This is a genomic window from Streptomyces corchorusii (assembly GCF_001514055.1).
Classification (GTDB): Bacteria; Actinomycetota; Actinomycetes; order Streptomycetales; family Streptomycetaceae; genus Streptomyces; species Streptomyces olivaceoviridis.
The window spans coordinates 45,857-62,305 of the sequence record NZ_KQ948375.1 but is presented as its reverse complement, the minus strand read 5'-3'; the positions used below and the strand labels follow the sequence as shown (position 1 = coordinate 62,305).

16 protein-coding genes are annotated in these 16,449 nt (G+C 72.9%); 13 read left to right on the top strand and 3 right to left on the bottom strand.

Features of this window, described 5'->3' with window-relative positions; translation table 11 throughout:
* The first annotated feature begins 173 nt into the window (after window positions 1–173).
* The 5 genes from AQJ11_RS40780 to AQJ11_RS40760 all read left to right on the top strand — a co-directional run bounded on the left by AQJ11_RS40780 (window position 174) and on the right by AQJ11_RS40760 (window position 6,650).
* The gene (locus AQJ11_RS40780; protein ID WP_041664785.1) at window positions 174–1,007 is read left to right on the top strand and encodes an alpha/beta fold hydrolase; all 834 of its coding nucleotides are present in this window, start codon (window positions 174–176) and stop codon (window positions 1,005–1,007) included.
* Window positions 1,004–1,705, top strand: a complete 702-nt coding sequence (locus AQJ11_RS40775) for a DUF1275 family protein (RefSeq protein ID WP_059266786.1) — start codon at window positions 1,004–1,006, stop codon at window positions 1,703–1,705. The genes AQJ11_RS40780 and AQJ11_RS40775 overlap by 4 nt, the downstream gene beginning before the upstream one ends.
* A gap of 156 nt (window positions 1,706–1,861) precedes the next feature.
* On the top strand, window positions 1,862–4,210 hold the full coding sequence (locus AQJ11_RS40770; protein WP_059266785.1) for an FdhF/YdeP family oxidoreductase: 2,349 nt from the start codon (window positions 1,862–1,864) through the stop codon (window positions 4,208–4,210).
* A gap of 6 nt (window positions 4,211–4,216) precedes the next feature.
* Entirely contained in the window at window positions 4,217–5,641 is a 1,425-nt protein-coding gene (locus AQJ11_RS40765) for a cytochrome ubiquinol oxidase subunit I (protein WP_059266784.1), read from the top strand.
* A 1-nt stretch (window position 5,642) separates the two neighbouring features.
* On the top strand, window positions 5,643–6,650 hold the full coding sequence (locus AQJ11_RS40760) for a cytochrome d ubiquinol oxidase subunit II (protein WP_059266783.1): 1,008 nt from the start codon (window positions 5,643–5,645) through the stop codon (window positions 6,648–6,650).
* Between the two features lie 28 nt (window positions 6,651–6,678).
* Here the strand turns inward: AQJ11_RS40760 and AQJ11_RS40755 are convergent, their stop codons facing one another.
* Entirely contained in the window at window positions 6,679–7,581 is a 903-nt protein-coding gene (locus tag AQJ11_RS40755; protein WP_059266782.1) for a TIGR03619 family F420-dependent LLM class oxidoreductase, read from the bottom strand.
* A 209-nt stretch (window positions 7,582–7,790) separates the two neighbouring features.
* On the opposite strand from AQJ11_RS40755, the gene AQJ11_RS40750 reads away from it, so the two are divergent.
* Window positions 7,791–8,840 (top strand): Dyp-type peroxidase, encoded by a 1,050-nt coding sequence (locus AQJ11_RS40750; protein ID WP_014669185.1) that lies wholly within the window; start codon window positions 7,791–7,793, stop codon window positions 8,838–8,840.
* The gene (locus tag AQJ11_RS40745) at window positions 8,837–9,649 is read left to right on the top strand and encodes a family 1 encapsulin nanocompartment shell protein (RefSeq protein WP_014669186.1); all 813 of its coding nucleotides are present in this window, start codon (window positions 8,837–8,839) and stop codon (window positions 9,647–9,649) included. The genes AQJ11_RS40750 and AQJ11_RS40745 overlap by 4 nt, the downstream gene beginning before the upstream one ends.
* 85 nt (window positions 9,650–9,734) lie before the next feature.
* On the opposite strand, the gene AQJ11_RS40740 is transcribed toward AQJ11_RS40745, so the two are convergent.
* On the bottom strand, window positions 9,735–10,604 hold the full coding sequence (locus tag AQJ11_RS40740; protein WP_059266781.1) for a phosphatase PAP2 family protein: 870 nt from the start codon (window positions 10,602–10,604) through the stop codon (window positions 9,735–9,737).
* A 180-nt stretch (window positions 10,605–10,784) separates the two neighbouring features.
* On the opposite strand from AQJ11_RS40740, the gene AQJ11_RS40735 reads away from it, so the two are divergent.
* The 6 genes from AQJ11_RS40735 to AQJ11_RS40710 all read left to right on the top strand — a co-directional run bounded on the left by AQJ11_RS40735 (window position 10,785) and on the right by AQJ11_RS40710 (window position 15,929).
* A complete protein-coding gene (locus AQJ11_RS40735; RefSeq protein WP_167360905.1) occupies window positions 10,785–11,102 on the top strand; it encodes a helix-turn-helix domain-containing protein in 318 nt (105 codons plus the stop codon).
* Window positions 11,099–12,637 carry a helix-turn-helix domain-containing protein gene (locus AQJ11_RS40730; RefSeq protein WP_059266780.1) on the top strand — a complete coding sequence of 513 codons (1,539 nt, stop codon included), beginning with the start codon at window positions 11,099–11,101 and terminating at the stop codon, window positions 12,635–12,637. Before AQJ11_RS40735 ends, AQJ11_RS40730 begins: the two co-directional genes overlap by 4 nt.
* A 53-nt stretch (window positions 12,638–12,690) precedes the next feature.
* A complete protein-coding gene (locus AQJ11_RS40725) occupies window positions 12,691–13,266 on the top strand; it encodes a helix-turn-helix domain-containing protein (protein ID WP_014669190.1) in 576 nt (191 codons plus the stop codon).
* A gap of 166 nt (window positions 13,267–13,432) precedes the next feature.
* Window positions 13,433–13,978, top strand: coding sequence for a DUF4232 domain-containing protein (locus AQJ11_RS40720; RefSeq protein WP_059266779.1), 546 nt, complete (start codon window positions 13,433–13,435; stop codon window positions 13,976–13,978).
* A 344-nt stretch (window positions 13,979–14,322) separates the two neighbouring features.
* The gene (locus tag AQJ11_RS40715) at window positions 14,323–14,928 is read left to right on the top strand and encodes a TetR/AcrR family transcriptional regulator (protein ID WP_059266778.1); all 606 of its coding nucleotides are present in this window, start codon (window positions 14,323–14,325) and stop codon (window positions 14,926–14,928) included.
* On the top strand, window positions 14,925–15,929 hold the full coding sequence (locus AQJ11_RS40710) for a DMT family transporter (RefSeq protein WP_279616979.1): 1,005 nt from the start codon (window positions 14,925–14,927) through the stop codon (window positions 15,927–15,929). Before AQJ11_RS40715 ends, AQJ11_RS40710 begins: the two co-directional genes overlap by 4 nt.
* Window positions 15,930–16,106: 177 nt before the next feature.
* Here the strand turns inward: AQJ11_RS40710 and AQJ11_RS40705 are convergent, their stop codons facing one another.
* A complete protein-coding gene (locus tag AQJ11_RS40705; protein ID WP_237281256.1) occupies window positions 16,107–16,346 on the bottom strand; it encodes a hypothetical protein in 240 nt (79 codons plus the stop codon).
* Between the last annotated feature and the right edge of the window lie 103 nt (window positions 16,347–16,449).

The window sequence follows — 16,449 nt, the reverse complement described above, 5'->3', positions numbered from 1 at the left end:
TCCCGGCCGCGCTCACCGCCCCCGCCGGCGGACGGTGCGTCCCGGCACCGGAACACGCCGAGGAGGGCCGGGCCCACCGTCCGCGTCCCGGGCCTCACACGTTCATGTGATGCGGAACGGCCGTACCGCTGGAAGGCTCAACATCAGCAGAAGGCCGACGAGAGGTGTGCGCCATGGGATTCGTGACGGTGGGTCGGGAGAACTCCGAGTCGATCGAGCTGTATTACGAGGATCACGGCAGTGGCCGTCCGGTGGTGCTGATCCACGGGTACCCGCTCAACGGGCACTCGTGGGAGAAGCAGGAGCGGGTCCTGCTGAAGGCGGGGTACCGCGTGATCACGTACGACCGGCGGGGCTTCGGCCGGTCGAGCCAGCCGACGGTGGGCTACGACTACGACACGTTCGCGGCGGACCTGAAGGCGCTGCTGGAGCACCTGGACCTGCGGGACGTCGCCCTCGTCGGGTTCTCCATGGGGACGGGCGAGGTCACCCGGTACCTGGGCCGGTACGGATCGGAGCGGGTGGCGAAGGCGGCGCTGCTGGGCGCGATCCCGCCGTTCCTGCTGAAGACCGACGACAATCCCGAGGGTGTCGACGGGTCGGTGTTCGAGGGGATCAAGGAGGCCGTGCTGAAGGACCGGCCCGCGTACTTCAAGGACTTCCTCGACAACTTCTACAACGTCGACATGTACGCCGGGACGCGGATCAGCGACCAGGCGTGGCAGAACAGCTTCAACGTGGCGGTGTCGGCGTCGGCCTGGGCGGCGTACGCGTGCGTGGACACCTGGCTGACGGACTTCCGTGAGGACCTGCCGAAGATCGACGTGCCGACGTTGCTGGTGCACGGCGACGCGGACCGCATCCTGCCGTACGAGAACACCGCCGAGCGACTGCCCGGGCTGATCAAGGACCTGACGTTCGTGACGGTCGAGGGCGGACCGCACAACATCGCCTGGACCCACCCGGAGGAAGTCAACGCCGCCCTGCTGGAGTTCCTCGCCAAGTGACCACGCCGAGCCCCGACCGGTCCCCCTGGCCCGGGCGGAACGGAGCCACCCGGCACCTGCTGACCCTCGCGGCCGGAGCGGCGAACGCCTTCGGGTTCCTCGCCCTCGACGGCGTCTTCACCAGTGTCGTCACGGCGAACTCCGCCCTCCTCGGCCTGCACCTGGGCAGCGCCCACCTGGCCGCCGCCCGCCTCGTCGCCGTAGCCCTGCTCGGCTATGTCGTCGGGGCGGCGGCCGGCGGCCTGGTGGCGGCGGGCCGGGGCCGGCTGCGCGGCGCGGGCATCCGGGGCGGTCTGCTCCTGGAGGCCCTGCTGCTGTGGCTGGTGGTCTGCGGCTGGCTCGGCTGGCACATGGCGCCGCACGGCGCGGCTCGCACCCTGCTGCTGTTCCTCACGGCCCTCGCCATGGGCTGCCAGAACGGCAGCGTCCGGGTCACCGCCGGCGGCGAGGTCACCACCGCCTATCTGACGGGCCTGCTCACCTCCACCGTCACGGCGTTCGCCACCCGCGGACGCCTCCAGGCCCGCAGTGTCGGCATCGTGGCCTCGCTGATCGCCGGGGCGGCCGTCGACGGCGCCGTCTACCGCTGGCTGCGCCCCGGAGCCCCGCTCGTGCCGGCCCTGCTCGTCACCGCGGCGCTGGCGGCGACCTGGCTGCGCGCGCCGACCCGCCCGGCCACCGTCCCGCTGCGGCTCTGATCCGCCCGGCCCCCCGACTCCAAGTCCCCGCCTCCGAGCCCCCGTCTCCATGCCTCCGTCTCGGAGCCCCCGTTTCCAAGCCCCCCGTCTCCGAGTCCGTCCCCCGTCGCCGAGTCCCCCGACGCACGGCCCGTTCCGACAGAGAGAGCGCACGACATGACCGCATCCGATGTTGACCCGACACCGAACCCGCAGGACGGCGCGGTCGGCCGCTCGGCCACCGGCGGCGACGGCCCGGCCAGTGACAAGCGGCCGTCCCACCGCTCCTACCACCACCCGGCGGCCGGCTGGGGCGCCGCCAAGAGCGTCGGCCGGGTGCTGATCAAGGAACGGGCGCTGTTCGAGGGGCCGCGGGCCATCCTCAAGATGAACCACGAGAACGGCGGCTTCGACTGTCCGGGCTGCGCCTGGCCCGACGACACCAAGGGCCTCAAGCTCGACATCTGCGAGAACGGCATCAAGCACGTCACCTGGGAGATGACCGGCAAGCGGGTCGGCGCCGACTTCTTCGCCCGGCACACCGTCTCCGAGCTGTCCGAGTGGTCCGACTTCGCGCTGGAGGACCAGGGCCGGCTGACCGAGCCCCTCGTCTACGACGAGGCGAGCGACCGGTACGTCCCGATCACCTGGCAGGACGCCTTCGCCCTGATCGGCCGCGAACTGCGCGCCCTGAACAGCCCCGACGAGGCCGCCTTCTACACCTCGGGCCGGCTGAGTAACGAGGCGACGTTCCTCTACCAGCTGATGGCCCGCGAGTTCGGCACCAACAACCTGCCCGACTGCTCCAACATGTGCCACGAGGCCTCCGGCCGGGCCCTCACGGCGGCCCTCGGCACCGGCAAGGGAACCGCCGACCTCAAGGACTGGGAGACCGCCGACGCCCTGTTCGTCATGGGCGTCAACGCGGCCTCCAACGCCCCCCGCATGCTCACCGCGCTCGCCGAGGCCTACCGGCGGGGCGCCCAGATCGTCCATGTGAACCCCCTGGTCGAGGCGGCGGCGACCAGCACGATCGTGCCGCACGAGTTCACGGACATGGCCCTGTTCAAGGCCACCCGCACCAGCACCCTCAACCTCCAGGTCCGCGCGGGCGGCGACATGGCCCTGCTGCGGGGCATCGCCAAGGCGGTCCTGGAGGAGAGCCGCAGCGACCCCAAGGCCCTCGACAAGGAGTTCATCGAGCGTCACACGCACGGCTTCGAGGCCTACCGTGAGCTGTGCGAGGCCACCTCCTGGGAGGAACTGGAGGAGCAGTCCGGCCTCCCCCGGGCCGACATCCTCAAGGCCGCCGAGATCTACTCCCGCTCCGACCGCACCCTGATCAGCTGGTGCCTCGGCCTCACCCAGCACGAACACGGCGTCGACACCGTCCGCGAGATCGTCAACGTCCTGCTGCTGCGCGGCAACCTCGGCCGGGAGGGCGCCGGCCCCTCGCCGGTGCGCGGGCACAGCAACGTCCAGGGCAACCGCACCTGCGGCATCGACCACCGGCCCCGGCCCGAGTTCCTGGACCGGCTCGCCGACGTCTGCCGCATCGACCCGCCGCGCGAGCACGGCATGGACACGGTCGACACCATCGAGGCCATGAACCAGGGCCGGGTGAAGGTCTTCGTCGGCATGGGCGGCAACTTCGTGCTCGCCGCGCCGGACACCGCGTACACCTCCCAGGGGCTGCGCAACTGCGAACTCACCGTGCACGTCAGCACCAAGCTCAACCGCAGCCACCTGGTGCACGGCCGGAAGGCGCTGATCCTGCCCTGCCTCGGCCGCACCGAGAAGGACCACCAGCGACGGGGCCTCCAGTCCGTCTCCGTGGAGGACTCGATGAGCATGGTGCACCTGTCGGTCGGCATGAAGAAGCCCGCCTCCCCGCACCTGCTGTCCGAGCCGGCCATCATCGCCGGCATGGCGCGGGCCACCCTCCCGGAGAGCAGCACGCCCTGGGAGTCGTACGTCGAGGACTACGACCGCATCCGCGACACCATGGCGAAGGTCCTGGACGGCTTCGAGGACTTCAACCGCAGGGTGCGGCTCCCGCTCGGCTTCCGCATCAAGCAGCCCGCCCGGGAACTGGTCTTCCTCACCCCGTCCGGCCGCGCCGAGTTCTCCGCCGCGCCGCTGCCCGAGGCGCCGCCGCGGGACGACGTGCTCGTCCTCCAGACCATGCGCAGCCACGACCAGTGGAACACCACGATCTACTCCGACAACGACCGCTACCGCGGCATCAGCAACCTGCGCACCCTCATCCTGATGAACGGCGACGACATGCGCGCCCGCGGCATCAAGCCCGACAGCCTCGTCGACATCACCGCCACCGCCCGCGACGGCAGTCAGCGGCACTTGAAGCGGTACACGGCGATCGAGTACAGCATGCCCCGGGGCTGCGCCGCCGGATACATGCCGGAGATGAACGTCCTGGTCGCCGCGAGCGACTACAGCAAGCAGAGCAACCAGCCCCTGATGAAGAACATCAAGGTGCGGGTCGCGCCCAGCGCGGAGGACTGACCGGTCATGACGACAGCCGGCGCGCTCGCCCACCTGCCCGCACTGGCCGCCGCGGACCCCGCGCAACTGCTGCCCGCCCGGGAGCAGATGGCCTTCACCCTCGGGTTCCACATCATCCTCGTGCCGTTCGGCGTCGCCCTGACCACCCTCATGCTGATCGCGCACTGGCGGGGTCTGCGCAAGGGGGACGCCGAGGCGCTGCTGCTCGCCCGCCGCTGGTCGAAGGTGGCCGCCGTGCTGTTCGCGGTCGGCGCCATCACCGGGACCGTCCTCTCCTTCGAACTGGGCATCCTGTGGCCCCGTCTGATGGGCGACTACGGCTCCGCCTTCGGCTTCCCCTTCGCGATCGAGGGCCTGTTCTTCTTCCTCGAAGCCATCTTCGTGGCCCTCTACATCTACGGCTGGGACCGGATGCCGCCCTGGGCGCACTTCTGGACCGGGGTGCCCGTCTCCCTGGCCGGCGTCGGCGGAACCGCCTCGGTCGTCGCCGCCAACGCCTGGATGAACCAGCCCGGCGGCATCACCGTCGAGCACGGCAAGGTGGTCGCCGTCCGGCCCGCCGAGGTGTTCTTCAACGACGCCTTCTGGCTGGAGTTCCTGCACATGCTCATCGCGGCGTACATCATCGCCGGCTTCGTCGTGGGCGGCGTCTACGCGGTGGGCATGCTGCGCGGCCGGCGCGACCGCTACCACCGGGTCGGCTTCCTCACCGGGTTCGTCACCGCGGCCTGCGCGCTGCCGGTGCAGATCCTCGTGGGCGACACCATCGCCCGGCAGGTCTTCGACGACGAACCGGCGAAGTTCGCGGCCATCGAACTGCTGCCCGACACCGGCTCCCACGTCCCCGAGACCCTGGGCGGCGTCCTGGTCGACGGCGAGGTGCGCTACGGCATCAAGATCCCCGACATGGCGTCCCTGCTGGCCGGCTTCAAGCCCTCGACCACCATCAAGGGACTGGAGGCCGTCCCGGCCGGCGTCCGGCCGACCGACGCGCAGGCGAACATCGTCCACTGGGCGTTCGACATCATGGTCGGCACCTCCTTCCTCATGCTCGCCGTCGCCCTGTGGTTCGCCTGGCTGTGGTGGCGCCGCCGGCACACGCTGGCGACCGACCGCTGGTTCCTGCGGTCCGCCGCCGTGTGCGGGATCGTGGCGATCCTCTGCCTGGAGAGCGGCTGGGTGGTCACCGAGGTCGGCCGCCAGCCCTGGATCGTCGTCGGCCACCTGCTGACCCGGGACGCGGTGGCCACCCGGGGCGACCTGTGGCCCTTCTTCGGCGCCGTCCTCCTGCTCTACCTGGCCGTCGGCGCCGCCGCCCTGTGGGTGCTGCGGTCCATGACCCGGCGCTGGCGACAGCAGGGCGACGAGGCCGTGTCCGTGCCCTACGGTCCCGAACGCCCCGCCGGGACCACCACGGGAAAGGCGTCCTGACATGGCGGACCTGGTCGCGGTGTTCCTCTTCATCGGGGTGATCGCCTACTGCGTCCTGGGCGGCGCCGACTTCGGCGCGGGGTTCTGGGACCTGATCGCGGGCGGGGCCGGGCGCGGCCGGGAACCCCGCCATCTGATCGACGACTCCCTCGCCCCCGTCTGGGAGGCGAACCACACCTGGCTGATCTACTGCCTGGTCATGCTGTGGAGCGGCTTCCCCCCGGCGTTCGCCGCGCTGACCTCGACGCTGTACCTCCCGCTGGGGATCGCCGCGCTCGGCATCGTGCTGCGCGGAGCGGGCTTCGCCTTCCGCAAGGCCTCGATCCGCACACCCGAACAACGCGTGTACGGCGCCGCGTTCGCGTTCTCCTCGGTGCTGACGCCCTACTGCTTCGGCTCCATCGCGGGCGCCCTGGCGTCCGGGCGGGTGCCCGCCCGAGGCGACGGGGACCCCGTCACCAGCTGGCTGAACCCGACCAGCGCCCTCGGCGGTGTGCTCGCCGTGCTGGCCTGCGCCTACCTGGCGGCCACCTACCTGACGGTGGCGGCCGGCCGGCACGGGGACCCGCACCTGTTCCGGTACTTCCGCGACCGCGCCCTCGCGGCGGGCGTCGCCACCGGTGCCGTCAGCATCGCGGGGATCTTCGTCCTGCGGGCGGACGCCCCCCGCCTGTTCCACCAGCTCAGCCACCGCGCGCTGCCGCTCGCCCTGCTCGCGGCGCTCTGCGGCCTACTCGGCCTGGCCCTGCTGCGCGCCGAGCGGACCCGCGGCCTGCGCACGACCGCGGCGGCGGCCGTCGCCCTCATCGTCAGCGGCTGGGGCGTCTCCCAGTACCCCTACCTCCTCGGCACCCACCTGCCGGTCCAGGACGCGGCGGCACCGCACGCCACCCTCGCCGTCCTCGTCGGCGTCGCCTGCGCCGCGGGCATCCTCATCCTGCCGTCCCTGGTCCTGCTGTTCCGGGTCATGGGCCGGGCCGACGTCGCCGCCCCGGCCCCGCATGACTAGGACCGCCGCGTCCGGGAGGTCACGTGTGTCACTCGGTGGGCAGCAGCGCGAGCAGCTCGCGCGCGTACGCCAGGGACTCCGCCACCGTGTCCACCTCGTACATGGTGTCCACCATGACGTGCTCGATGCCCGTCCGGTCGTGCACGGTGCGGATCGCCTCCGCCACCGCCCGCACGCCCGTGCCCGTGGAGACGTTGACCCGCAGTACGGTGTCGATGTCCTCCGGCTCCCGCCCGGCGGCACGCGCCCACGTGTCGAGCTGCGCCCGCTGGGCGGTCAGGCCGTCGGTGTCCACGTATTCCGGCACCACGCACAGCGGCAGCCACCCGTCCGCGCGCCGCGCGACCCGGAGCAGCGCCCGCTCGGAGAGCGCGCCCAGATACACCGGGGGACGCGGCAGCCGCGCGGGCTTGAGCGGGGCGTGGTGCCGGGGCACCGACAACAGGGCCCCGGAGTACTCGGCGGGGTCCTCGGTCCACACGGCTTGGAGCGCGTCGAGGAGTTCGTCCAGCAGGGCGCCGCGCCGGCCGAAGTCCCGCCCCGCGGCCTCGTACTCCTCCGGCGACCAGCCGATGCCGAATCCGGCCAGCAGCCGGCCGCCGCTGATCAGGTCGATGGTGGTCAGCGCCCGCGCCAGCTGCACGGGCGGATACAGGGGTGCGATGAGCACATGCGAACCGAGCAGCACGTGTTCGGTCGCGGCGGCGGCCACCCCGAGGAGCACGAAGGGGTCGGCGGCCGGGTTGAGCTCCGGCGGAATGGTGGTGCCCCGCCCGCCGTAGCCGACGCTGGGCCGCACCGCCGCCAGGTTGCGGTCGCCGACCCAGAGGCTCGCGGCACCGGCCCGCTCCACCTCCCGCGCGAATTCCGCGACCCGGGCGACCTCGAACGCCTGACGGTGGAACTGGGGGAGTGCGAATCCGATGCGCATGGCTGCCTTCGCGGAGGTGGGGTGACGGGGGCGCCCAGCCTACACATGCCCGTTGCGTCATGTGCCGGAACACACGTATGTCACCGGCCGCACGAGGTGTCCGCCCATGTCAGTGCCATCTGTCGCGCGCGGGCCACGGCTTCGCCCTAGAGTGTGGCTGGTCCACGCATTCGTCCACCGCCGACTCGGCTGGGAAGGGTATGACACGCATGACCCAAGACGTCCCCGAACCGGTGCCCCAACTGGTCCTGTCCCCGCTGACCAGCGCGGCGATCTTCCTGGTGGTCACCATCGACAGCGGCGGCGAGACCACGGTCCGTGACCTGCTGTCCGACGTCGGCTCACTGGAACGCGCCGTGGGGTTCCGCGCCCAGCCCGAGGGCCGGCTCAGCTGTGTCACCAGTATCGGCTCGCACGCCTGGGACCGCCTGTTCACCGGGCCCCGCCCGGCCGGGCTGCACCCCTTCCGGGAACTGCGGGGACCCGTGCACCGGGCCGTGGCCACCCCCGGCGACCTGCTCTTCCACATCCGGGCCGCGCGGCTCGACCTGTGCTTCGCGCTCGCCACGGAGATCATGAGCCGGCTGCGCGGCGCGGTCACGGTCCAGGACGAGGTGCAGGGCTTCAAGTACTTCGACGAACGCGACCTGCTCGGCTTCGTGGACGGCACGGAGAACCCGACGGGCGCCGCGGCGCGCGCGGCCGTCCTCGTCGGCGACGAGGACCCGCCGTTCGCGGGCGGCAGTTACGTCGTCGTGCAGAAGTACCTGCACGACATGGAGGCCTGGGAGGCCCTGCCGGTCGAGGCGCAGGAACACGTGATCGGCCGGCGCAAGCTGTCCGACGTGGAACTCGCCGACGACGTCAAACCGGCCGACTCGCACGTCGCCCTCACCACCGTCATCGACCCCGACGGCACCGAACGCGAGATCCTGCGCGACAACATGCCCTTCGGCGCGGCGGGCCGCGGGGAGTTCGGCACCTACTTCATCGGCTACGCCCGCACCCCCGAGGTGACGGAGACGATGCTGGAGCGGATGTTCCTGGGCACGGAGTCGGCACCGCACGACCGGATCCTGGACTTCTCCACCGCGGTCACCGGCACCCTGTTCTTCACACCCACCGCGGACTTCCTCGAAGACCTCCCCGAGCCGCCGGCCGCCGGGGCCGTCGCCGCCGTCACACCGACCGACAGCCAGGTCCGATCCTCCGGGTCCTCCCTCGGGATCGGCAGCATGAAGCGGAGCATGTCCCGATGAACAATCTGCACCGTGAACTCGCGCCCGTCTCCGATGCCGCGTGGGCCGACCTGGAGGAGGAGGCCCGCCGCACCTTCAAGCGCCATGTCGCGGCCCGCCGTATCGTCGACGTGCCCGAACCGGGCGGCGTCGCGCTCGCCGGCGTGGGCACCGGCCACCTGGACGCCGTCGACACCCCCGCGGACGGGGTCATCGCGCACACCCGCCGCTTCCAGCCGCTGGTCGAACTGCGCGTGCCGTTCACCGTGGACCGCCGGCAGGTGGACGACGTCGCCCGGGGTGCCAAGGACGCCGACTGGCAGCCGGTGAAGGACGCGGCCCGGCGGCTGGCGTTCGCCGAGGACCGGGCCGTGTTCGAGGGCTACCCGGCGGCCGGGATCACCGGACTGCGGGCGAGTTCCTCCAATCCGGAGCTGACGCTCCCCGCCGACGTGCGCGACTACCCGGACGTCATCAGCCAGGCGGTGACGGCCCTGCGCCTGGCCGGTGTGGACGGCGCCTACACGCTGGCGCTGAGCGCCGAGGCGTACACGGCCGTCAGCGAGACGTCCGATCACGGCTACCCGGTCATCAAGCACCTCGCCCGGCTGCTCGACGGCGACATCGTCTGGGCGCCCGCGATCGACGGCGCCTTCCTGCTCTCCACCCGCGGCGGCGACTTCGAACTGCGCCTCGGCCAGGACGTGTCGATCGGCTACCTGTCGCACGACGCGACGAGCGTCACCCTGTACTTCCAGGAGACCCTGACCTTCCTGGCGTACACCAGCGAGGCCGTGGTGGCCCTGTCACCGGCCCCGGCCGGCGCCTGACGCGCGAAGCGGCACCGGGTGGACGTGGCCACCCGGTGCCGTGCTGTCTCCGGCGGGAGCGGGGAGCCCGCTCGGGAGCGGGAGCTCAGGTGCCGTGCGGCCTTTGGGGCCGGTCCAGGTCGACCCGGTGCAGCAGGGCGAGCAGCACGAGGGTGACCGCCGCACTGGCCCCCGCGGCCAGCACGTGCCCGCCCGCGTACGCCAGGCGCGGCACCGCCGGGTCGCCGGGCGGCAGGCGGAACATCGAGTCCACCAGCAGCACCGTGCCGCAGCCGAGCCCGGCCAGCGCCACACCGCACAGCGGGGCGATCACGAACAGCGCGCGCAACGGACGAGCGTGGTCCGCGACGGGACGCACCCGCCCGCTGCGCGCCAGGAGCGCGGTGAGCGCGCAGGCGACGGCCAGCACGAGCAGGTCGGCCCCGATGGTGTCACTGGGCCGGTGCCAGCCCGCCGCCACCGTGTAGGCGCCGATGAAGGTCGCCCACAGTGCGCAGACGCCGACGGCGACGCCCCGCCACCGGTAGGGAACCACCAGGGTGAGCCCGAACAGCACGCTCATCGCGATGGTGGTGTGCCCGCTGGGGAAGCTGTTGCCCAGCAGCCGTTCCGGGGCGTTCACGAGATCCGGACGGGGCAGCGCGTACCGCTTGAGCATCTCGGCGAGCAGCAGGGAGACGCCCACCGTGCCGACGGCGACCACCGTCAGGGCGAAGCGGCGCCGCGCCAGCCCGATCAGGAGCAGCACCGCCACCGCCGCGCCGAGCGAGGACAGGGTGATGTGGTCCAGCAGGCGGTTCGCGGCCCGGGCGGCGGCCAGGGTCTCGTCCTCGCGCCGCCCCGCCAGCACCGCGTTCTCCCAGCGCTGCCCGGTCGCCGTCCGCACGAACGCGCCGTAGACACCGGCCAGCAGCAGCGCCGCGCCCGCGGCGGCGGCCTCCAGCCGCCCGCGCACACGCGTACCGAAGGGTCTGTCGTCTTTCCCATGAGGACACACACACCGATGCTAGGTCGGCGTCCTCGTGTCTTCCTCACCTGAACATGTGAGGTGCCGCGACATCTTCGTGCCGTCCACCGGCCGGGCATCATGCGTCCCACGCATGAGGAATGTGCACGGCGTGCTAGGTTCGGCCTTATGAGTATGGGCCTTGCCGAGCGAGTACGGTCCGCGGTGGCCGCGTTGCTGCACGCGACCGGCGAGTCGCAGACCGCTCTCGCCGCCGCGCTCGGGGTGAGCCAGGCCCAGGTGAGCCGCCGTCAGTCCGGCAGCGCGGCCTGGAGCCTCGCCGACTGCGACGCGGTCGCCGCACACTACGGCGTGGACGTCCTCGACCTCCTCGCCGGACCCACCCGCGCCGTCGAGGCGCTGCCCGCGGCACGCCGGCGCCTCCCCGGCGGCCACACCACCACCACCGCCCGCCCCGCGGCCGTACCGGACGGGGGAACCCGATGACGGACTTCGACGCGATCGACGCCCTGCTGGCCGGCGCCAGGCAGGAGGTCCCGCTGCCGCCCGCCGGGGAACGGCGTGCCCTGCGCGAGGGACTGAACCTCTCCCGCACCCAGCTCGCGCGGGCCCTGGAGGTCAGCCCGTCCACGGTCGCGGGGTGGGAGTCCGGACGCGACCCGAGCGGCGAAGTCCGGGAGAAGTACGCGTACTTCCTCAAGGGAGCGCGGACGAAACTGGCCGCGGCGGCCCCGGCCGAGCAGCCGGAGCAGACCGAACCGGAGCAGACCGAACCGGCGGAGGCCGGGACCGACCAGCCCCCCGCCCACGGCAGCGGCGACGACGGCGACGAAGACGTGGTGGCCCTGTCCGCTCCCCAGCCCTGCGTCCTGTGCGGACAGCCCGCCCGCCACCAGGTGGCCGGATTCCCCCAGCACCTGGACCCCGCGCACTGCGGCACACCCGAGCACACGCGTACGGCCCACCAGGCGCCGCCGACCGCGCCCCCGCCTGCCCCCGCCCGCCGCAGCCCGCGGACGGGCGGCGGTGTCAAGGTCGTCCCCGCCGGCCGCAGGCTCAAGACCGCCGACGACCCCGACCTGATCGCCGCCGCCGTGTCGGCCGCCCTCGACCAGCACGGCGGTGACGTCGAGGCGGCGACCGCCGCGCTGGTCAGGCGGGCCATCCCGGACGCGATGGCGTTGCTCGACCAGACCCGCAAGGGCGGCCGGTACGACATCGTCGCGCACCCCTGGCTGCCCGACGTCCTGCGCAAGCAGACCTCCCGCGGCCCGGACCAGATCTGGGAGGCCCGCCCCAAGTGGACGCGCGCCGAACTGCCGCCCGGCGAGTACGAGGTCACGGCGCTCGACGTCAACGGCGCCTACCTGTCCGCGCTCAAGACGCACCTGCCGCTCGGCCAGCTCGAACACTCCACCGGCGACCGGCACGACCGCCGCCGCGCGGGCGTCCACCTGATCACCCCGCCCGCCTGGGAGCACGACGCCTACCTGCCCAACCCCATCGGCAGCCGCGACGAGCCGGGCCCGCTCTGGGTGACCGAGCCGACGCTGCGCCTGCTGCTGCGCCTGTCGGGACCGAAGTACGGCCTGTGCGACCCCCCGGAGATCCACGAGTCCTGGACCTCCGGCGCCACCGAGGGCCTGCTGGAGAAGTTCCGCGTGACCCTGAAGGACGCCCGGGACCGCGCGATCGCCGAGAACGACGACGTGACGCTGGAGTACGTCAAGGCCATGTACTCCAAGTTCGTCTCCACGATGGGGGAGTCGAACTACAACCGGGAGCTGTACCGCACCGACTGGATGCACCTGATCCGCTCCCAGGCCTTCGCGAACCTGTGGTGGAAGGCGCACCGCGCCTACGACGAGGGGCTGATGGTCGTCCGCGCGATGGGCACCGACGAACTCCACGTGATCGGCGAGTGGCGCGCGGTGTTCCCCGAGGGGCGCGGGGTCAGCGAGGTGAAGGTGAAGGACGTGTACACCGTCGGCACCCCGGTGGCGGCCGGCCAGGACGTGTAGCGTGACGCGTAGGTGAAGTCGTATCGGGTCGAGGGGCGGCAGGAGACAGGGAGATGCCGGAGAGGACGCTCAACTTCGGCGCGTACGGGGCGCGTGGCATCAAGGGGTACGAGGCCGTCGCCCGGCAGCTGGACGCGCTGGCCGGGTTCGTCGCCACCCCGGTCACGGCCAGGCGCGGCCTCCTCGCCCGCCTGCGGTACCTCACCCGCAGCGACCAGTCCCGCCAGGCGGCCCGCGCGGCCGGCCTGACCGTCACCGACCGCACGCTCCGGGCCTGGCTGCGGGGCGAACGGAACCCGTCGAAGAGGAACCTGGAGCGGATCGAGACGGCGTACCGCGCGGTCCGCCGCCAGAACGTCTCCCGCTACCTGCTGGCGCGCCTCAACCGCGAGGGCCGTGGCACCCGCGTGGAGTTCCACCCGCTCAACCAGTCCCAGGTCCTCCGCCCCCGTCAGCGGGTGGTCGCCTACCGCACGCTCAACGTCCGCCGCTGGGACCGCATCGTCGAGGCATGGGCGGCGGGCGACGCGCAGGCGCTGGACGACGCCTGGATCTACGACGCGGTGGTGGACCTCGGCTCCGAGTGGGGCCAGTACGAGTACGTCACCAACATCGGCTTCGCGGCCTGAGCCCTCCGGCGAGGTCTTCGGCTCGGAGAGGTCATCACCACGCCAACGCCAGGTCAACAGGCGTTCCCGTGCGGCAAAGATCGCGTATGTGCCAGAACCGTTCCCCTCGGGTGCACCTCATACCTCGCAGAGATACCCAAATGGGGCATCCGGAAGGGGTTTGACCATGCTCTTCGGCAAGCGCACCCGCCGCACCCGCCTCCTCGTCGCACCCGCCGCGCTCTCGGCGCTCTCCGCCGTGGCCCTGATAGGCGTCGCCGCCGGCCCCTCGCAGGCCGCGACCCGGCCTGGCTGGGCGGACACCTCCGCGCTGTCCGTCCGCGTCCACGCGCTGGACTCGGGCGCCGGGCAGCGCTACGCGACGGTGATCCTCACCAACAGGACCCACAAGACCGTCCGGACCCAGGGCTATGTGGGCCTGCAACTGCTCGACGCCCACGGCAAGGACGTCCCCACGCACGTCGTGCGCGACCGCGGCCGGGCCGAGCCGATCACCCTCAAGCCGGGCCAGAGCGCCTACACCCGGCTGCACTGGGGGGTCGTGGCGGGCGTCGGCGAGCCGACGAAGGCGGAGAAGGACCCGACGCGGCTGGAGGTCACCCCGCCCGACTCCCGCAGCCACCTGAACACCGCCTGGAAGCTGGGCGAGGTCCTCCAGAAGGGCCGCATCGACATCACCCCGCTCGCCAAGGGCACCGGCCCGAGGTTCTGACCGGCACACCGCCATCCGACCGGGGCCCTGCGGCGGCGGGGCCCCGGCCGGATTTCCCGGCACCTGCCACCGTCCCCGGCGGGGCGACTGCCACACACGTGTGTCGCTGACTCCCGTACCGCCTTCGACGTCTGCACCGAGCTGGGCCGGGGCTGCGGATCCCGCGGCCGGCCCGCCCTGGTTCGTGGGGTGCGGACGCCGGGGCGGGGGGATGGGGGAGGGCTCGTGGTGTCCGGTGTCGGGCGTCCACCGCGGTGAGTGGGGGGTGGCGGCGGTGGCTGATGTGGACGGGGGCCCTCGGCTGCCCTACGCTAGGTAGACCGATCTACCTAATCTGGAGTGTGATGAGCGGCACCGATGTGAGCACGACGGACGGCGCGCGACGGCGCCCGGCCCGCGAACGCCTCCTCGCGGCGGCGGCCCGCCGCTTCTACGCCGACGGCGTGGCGGCGACCGGCATCGACACGATCACCGCCGAGGCCGGCGTGGCGAAGATGAGCCTCTACAACAACTTCTCCTCCAAGGCCGACCTGGTCAGGGCCTACCTGGACGCCCGGCACGAGGAGTGGCTCGGCCTGTACCGGGCCCGGCTGGAGCACGCCCGGGGCCCGCGGGACGGCGTACTGGCGGTGTTCGACGCCTACGCCGACCACGCGGCCTTCGCCTACGAGCATGGCTTCCGCGGCTGCGGACTGCTCAACGCCGCCGCCGAGCTGCCGGCCGGCGACGCGGGCCGCGCCGTGGTGCGCGCCCACAAGGAGGAGGTCGAGCGGCTGATCGCCGGACACGTGGAGGAACTGCTGCCCGAGCGGCCCGACGAGGCCCGGGCGACGGCCGAGCACCTCGCCTTCCTCCTGGAGGGCGCGATGGCCCGCGCCGGTCTCGAAGGCGACGGCGACCGCTTGCGCCACGCCCGCGCGATGGCGGCCACCCTGCTGGACCGGCTGTGAGCCGGCCCACCGGACCCGGCCGGTCCGCCGGGACGGGAGCGCTGTGCGTGCTGGCGGCCTCCGTCCTGTGGGGTACGACGGGTACGGCCGCCACGTTCGCGCCGGAGGTCGGCCCGCTCGCCATCGGCGCCGTCGCCATGGGCCTGGGCGGACTCCTCCAGGCCCTCGTCGCCGCCCGGCCGATCGCCCGCCACGCGCCCCGCCTGCGCGAGCAGCGCGGCACGGTGCTGCTCGGCGCCGTCTCCGTCGCGGTGTACCCCCTGGCGTTCTACACCTCCATGCACCTGGCCGGAGTCGCCGTGGGCACCGTGGTGTCCCTGGGCACCGCCCCGCTCGCCTCGGCCCTGACCGAACGCGTGATGGACGGCCACCGGCTCACCCGCCGCTGGACGGCCGCCGCCGCCCTGGGCCTGCTCGGCACCGCCTTGCTGTGCGTCGCCGAGGCCGCGCACGCGGGCGACGGCACGGGCCGGGCGTCCATGGCCGCGACGCTGCTCGGCGTGGGCCTCGGCCTGGTCGCCGCCGCCACCTACGCCCTCTACTCCTGGGCCGCGCACCGGCTCATCACCCGCCGGATCCCCTCCCGCGCGGCGATGGGCGCCGTCTTCGGACTCGGCGGACTGCTCCTGCTACCCGTCCTCCTGGCCACCGGCGCCCCGCTCACCGGCTCCTGGTCCAACGCGGCGGTCGGTGCGTACATGGCCCTCATCCCCATGTTCACCGGCTACGTCCTGTTCGGCTGGGGCCTCGCGCACGTGCCCGCCAGCACCGCCACCACGCTCTCCCTGCTGGAGCCGGCCGTCGCGGCGGTACTCGCGGTCCTGGTCGTCGGCGAGCGCCTCCCCGCCGCGGGCTGGGCGGGCATAGCGCTGGTCATCGCCTGCCTCACGGTCCTCACCGCCGCTCCCCGCCGGCGGAAGCACTCCCGGAACCCGGCCGGAGCGGCCCCCGAGGAAGCGCCGCCGGTCACGGCCGGCCTCACGGAGGCCTCGCCGTCGTAGGCGCGGACGGCCACCGTCCACCTCGCCGGCGGCGGGCCGTCCCGGCACCCGCCGCCGGGGCACCCCACCCCCGCCGGGGTCACCCCGCGCCCGCGGGGACCCCGCCCTCGCGGGCGCGCGGCGGCGGCCCGGCGGGGCAGCGGCGGCGGCCGGGTGCGCGGCGGCGGTCCCGCGCGGCTACGGCGCCGGGTCCTCCTGCGTGCTGCGGACCGCCTGCTTCACGGACTGCTCCAGCTCGTACCGCGACCCGCCCTCGCGCGCCGCGTACGCGGACAGAGCGGTCTGGAACGCCTCGGCCGCCCCTCGCCACGCCCGCCACTGGGCGTCGTACTCCTCACCGCACAGGCCGGCCAGCTTCGCGCGCTCCGCTTCGCAGGAACGTTCCAGTCTGACCAATTCGTCGGGAATGTCAGTCACACAAGGATGCTATGCAGAGCATCACCGGGACGCCTGTCAGGACCCGCGGCGCGGAGGGGCCGGCAACCCTGCCTGCCCTGCGGCAACCCGAAGCATGGAATGT

Bases quoted from the DNA above. Each gene is read 5' to 3' on its own strand.
- AQJ11_RS40730 (WP_059266780.1), top strand. From the start codon at position 11,099: ATGACGGACTTCGACGCGATCGACGCCCTGCTGGCCGGCGCCAGGCAG.
- AQJ11_RS40745 (WP_014669186.1), top strand. From the start codon at position 8,837: ATGAACAATCTGCACCGTGAACTCGCGCCCGTCTCCGATGCCGCGTGG.
- AQJ11_RS40770 (WP_059266785.1), top strand. From the start codon at position 1,862: ATGACCGCATCCGATGTTGACCCGACACCGAACCCGCAGGACGGCGCG.
- AQJ11_RS40725 (WP_014669190.1), top strand. From the start codon at position 12,691: ATGCCGGAGAGGACGCTCAACTTCGGCGCGTACGGGGCGCGTGGCATC.
- AQJ11_RS40715 (WP_059266778.1), top strand. From the start codon at position 14,323: ATGAGCGGCACCGATGTGAGCACGACGGACGGCGCGCGACGGCGCCCG.
- AQJ11_RS40760 (WP_059266783.1), top strand. From the start codon at position 5,643: ATGGCGGACCTGGTCGCGGTGTTCCTCTTCATCGGGGTGATCGCCTAC.
- AQJ11_RS40720 (WP_059266779.1), top strand. From the start codon at position 13,433: ATGCTCTTCGGCAAGCGCACCCGCCGCACCCGCCTCCTCGTCGCACCC.
- AQJ11_RS40755 (WP_059266782.1), bottom strand. From the start codon at position 7,581: ATGCGCATCGGATTCGCACTCCCCCAGTTCCACCGTCAGGCGTTCGAG.
- AQJ11_RS40735 (WP_167360905.1), top strand. From the start codon at position 10,785: ATGAGTATGGGCCTTGCCGAGCGAGTACGGTCCGCGGTGGCCGCGTTG.
- AQJ11_RS40780 (WP_041664785.1), top strand. From the start codon at position 174: ATGGGATTCGTGACGGTGGGTCGGGAGAACTCCGAGTCGATCGAGCTG.
- AQJ11_RS40765 (WP_059266784.1), top strand. From the start codon at position 4,217: ATGACGACAGCCGGCGCGCTCGCCCACCTGCCCGCACTGGCCGCCGCG.
- AQJ11_RS40750 (WP_014669185.1), top strand. From the start codon at position 7,791: ATGACCCAAGACGTCCCCGAACCGGTGCCCCAACTGGTCCTGTCCCCG.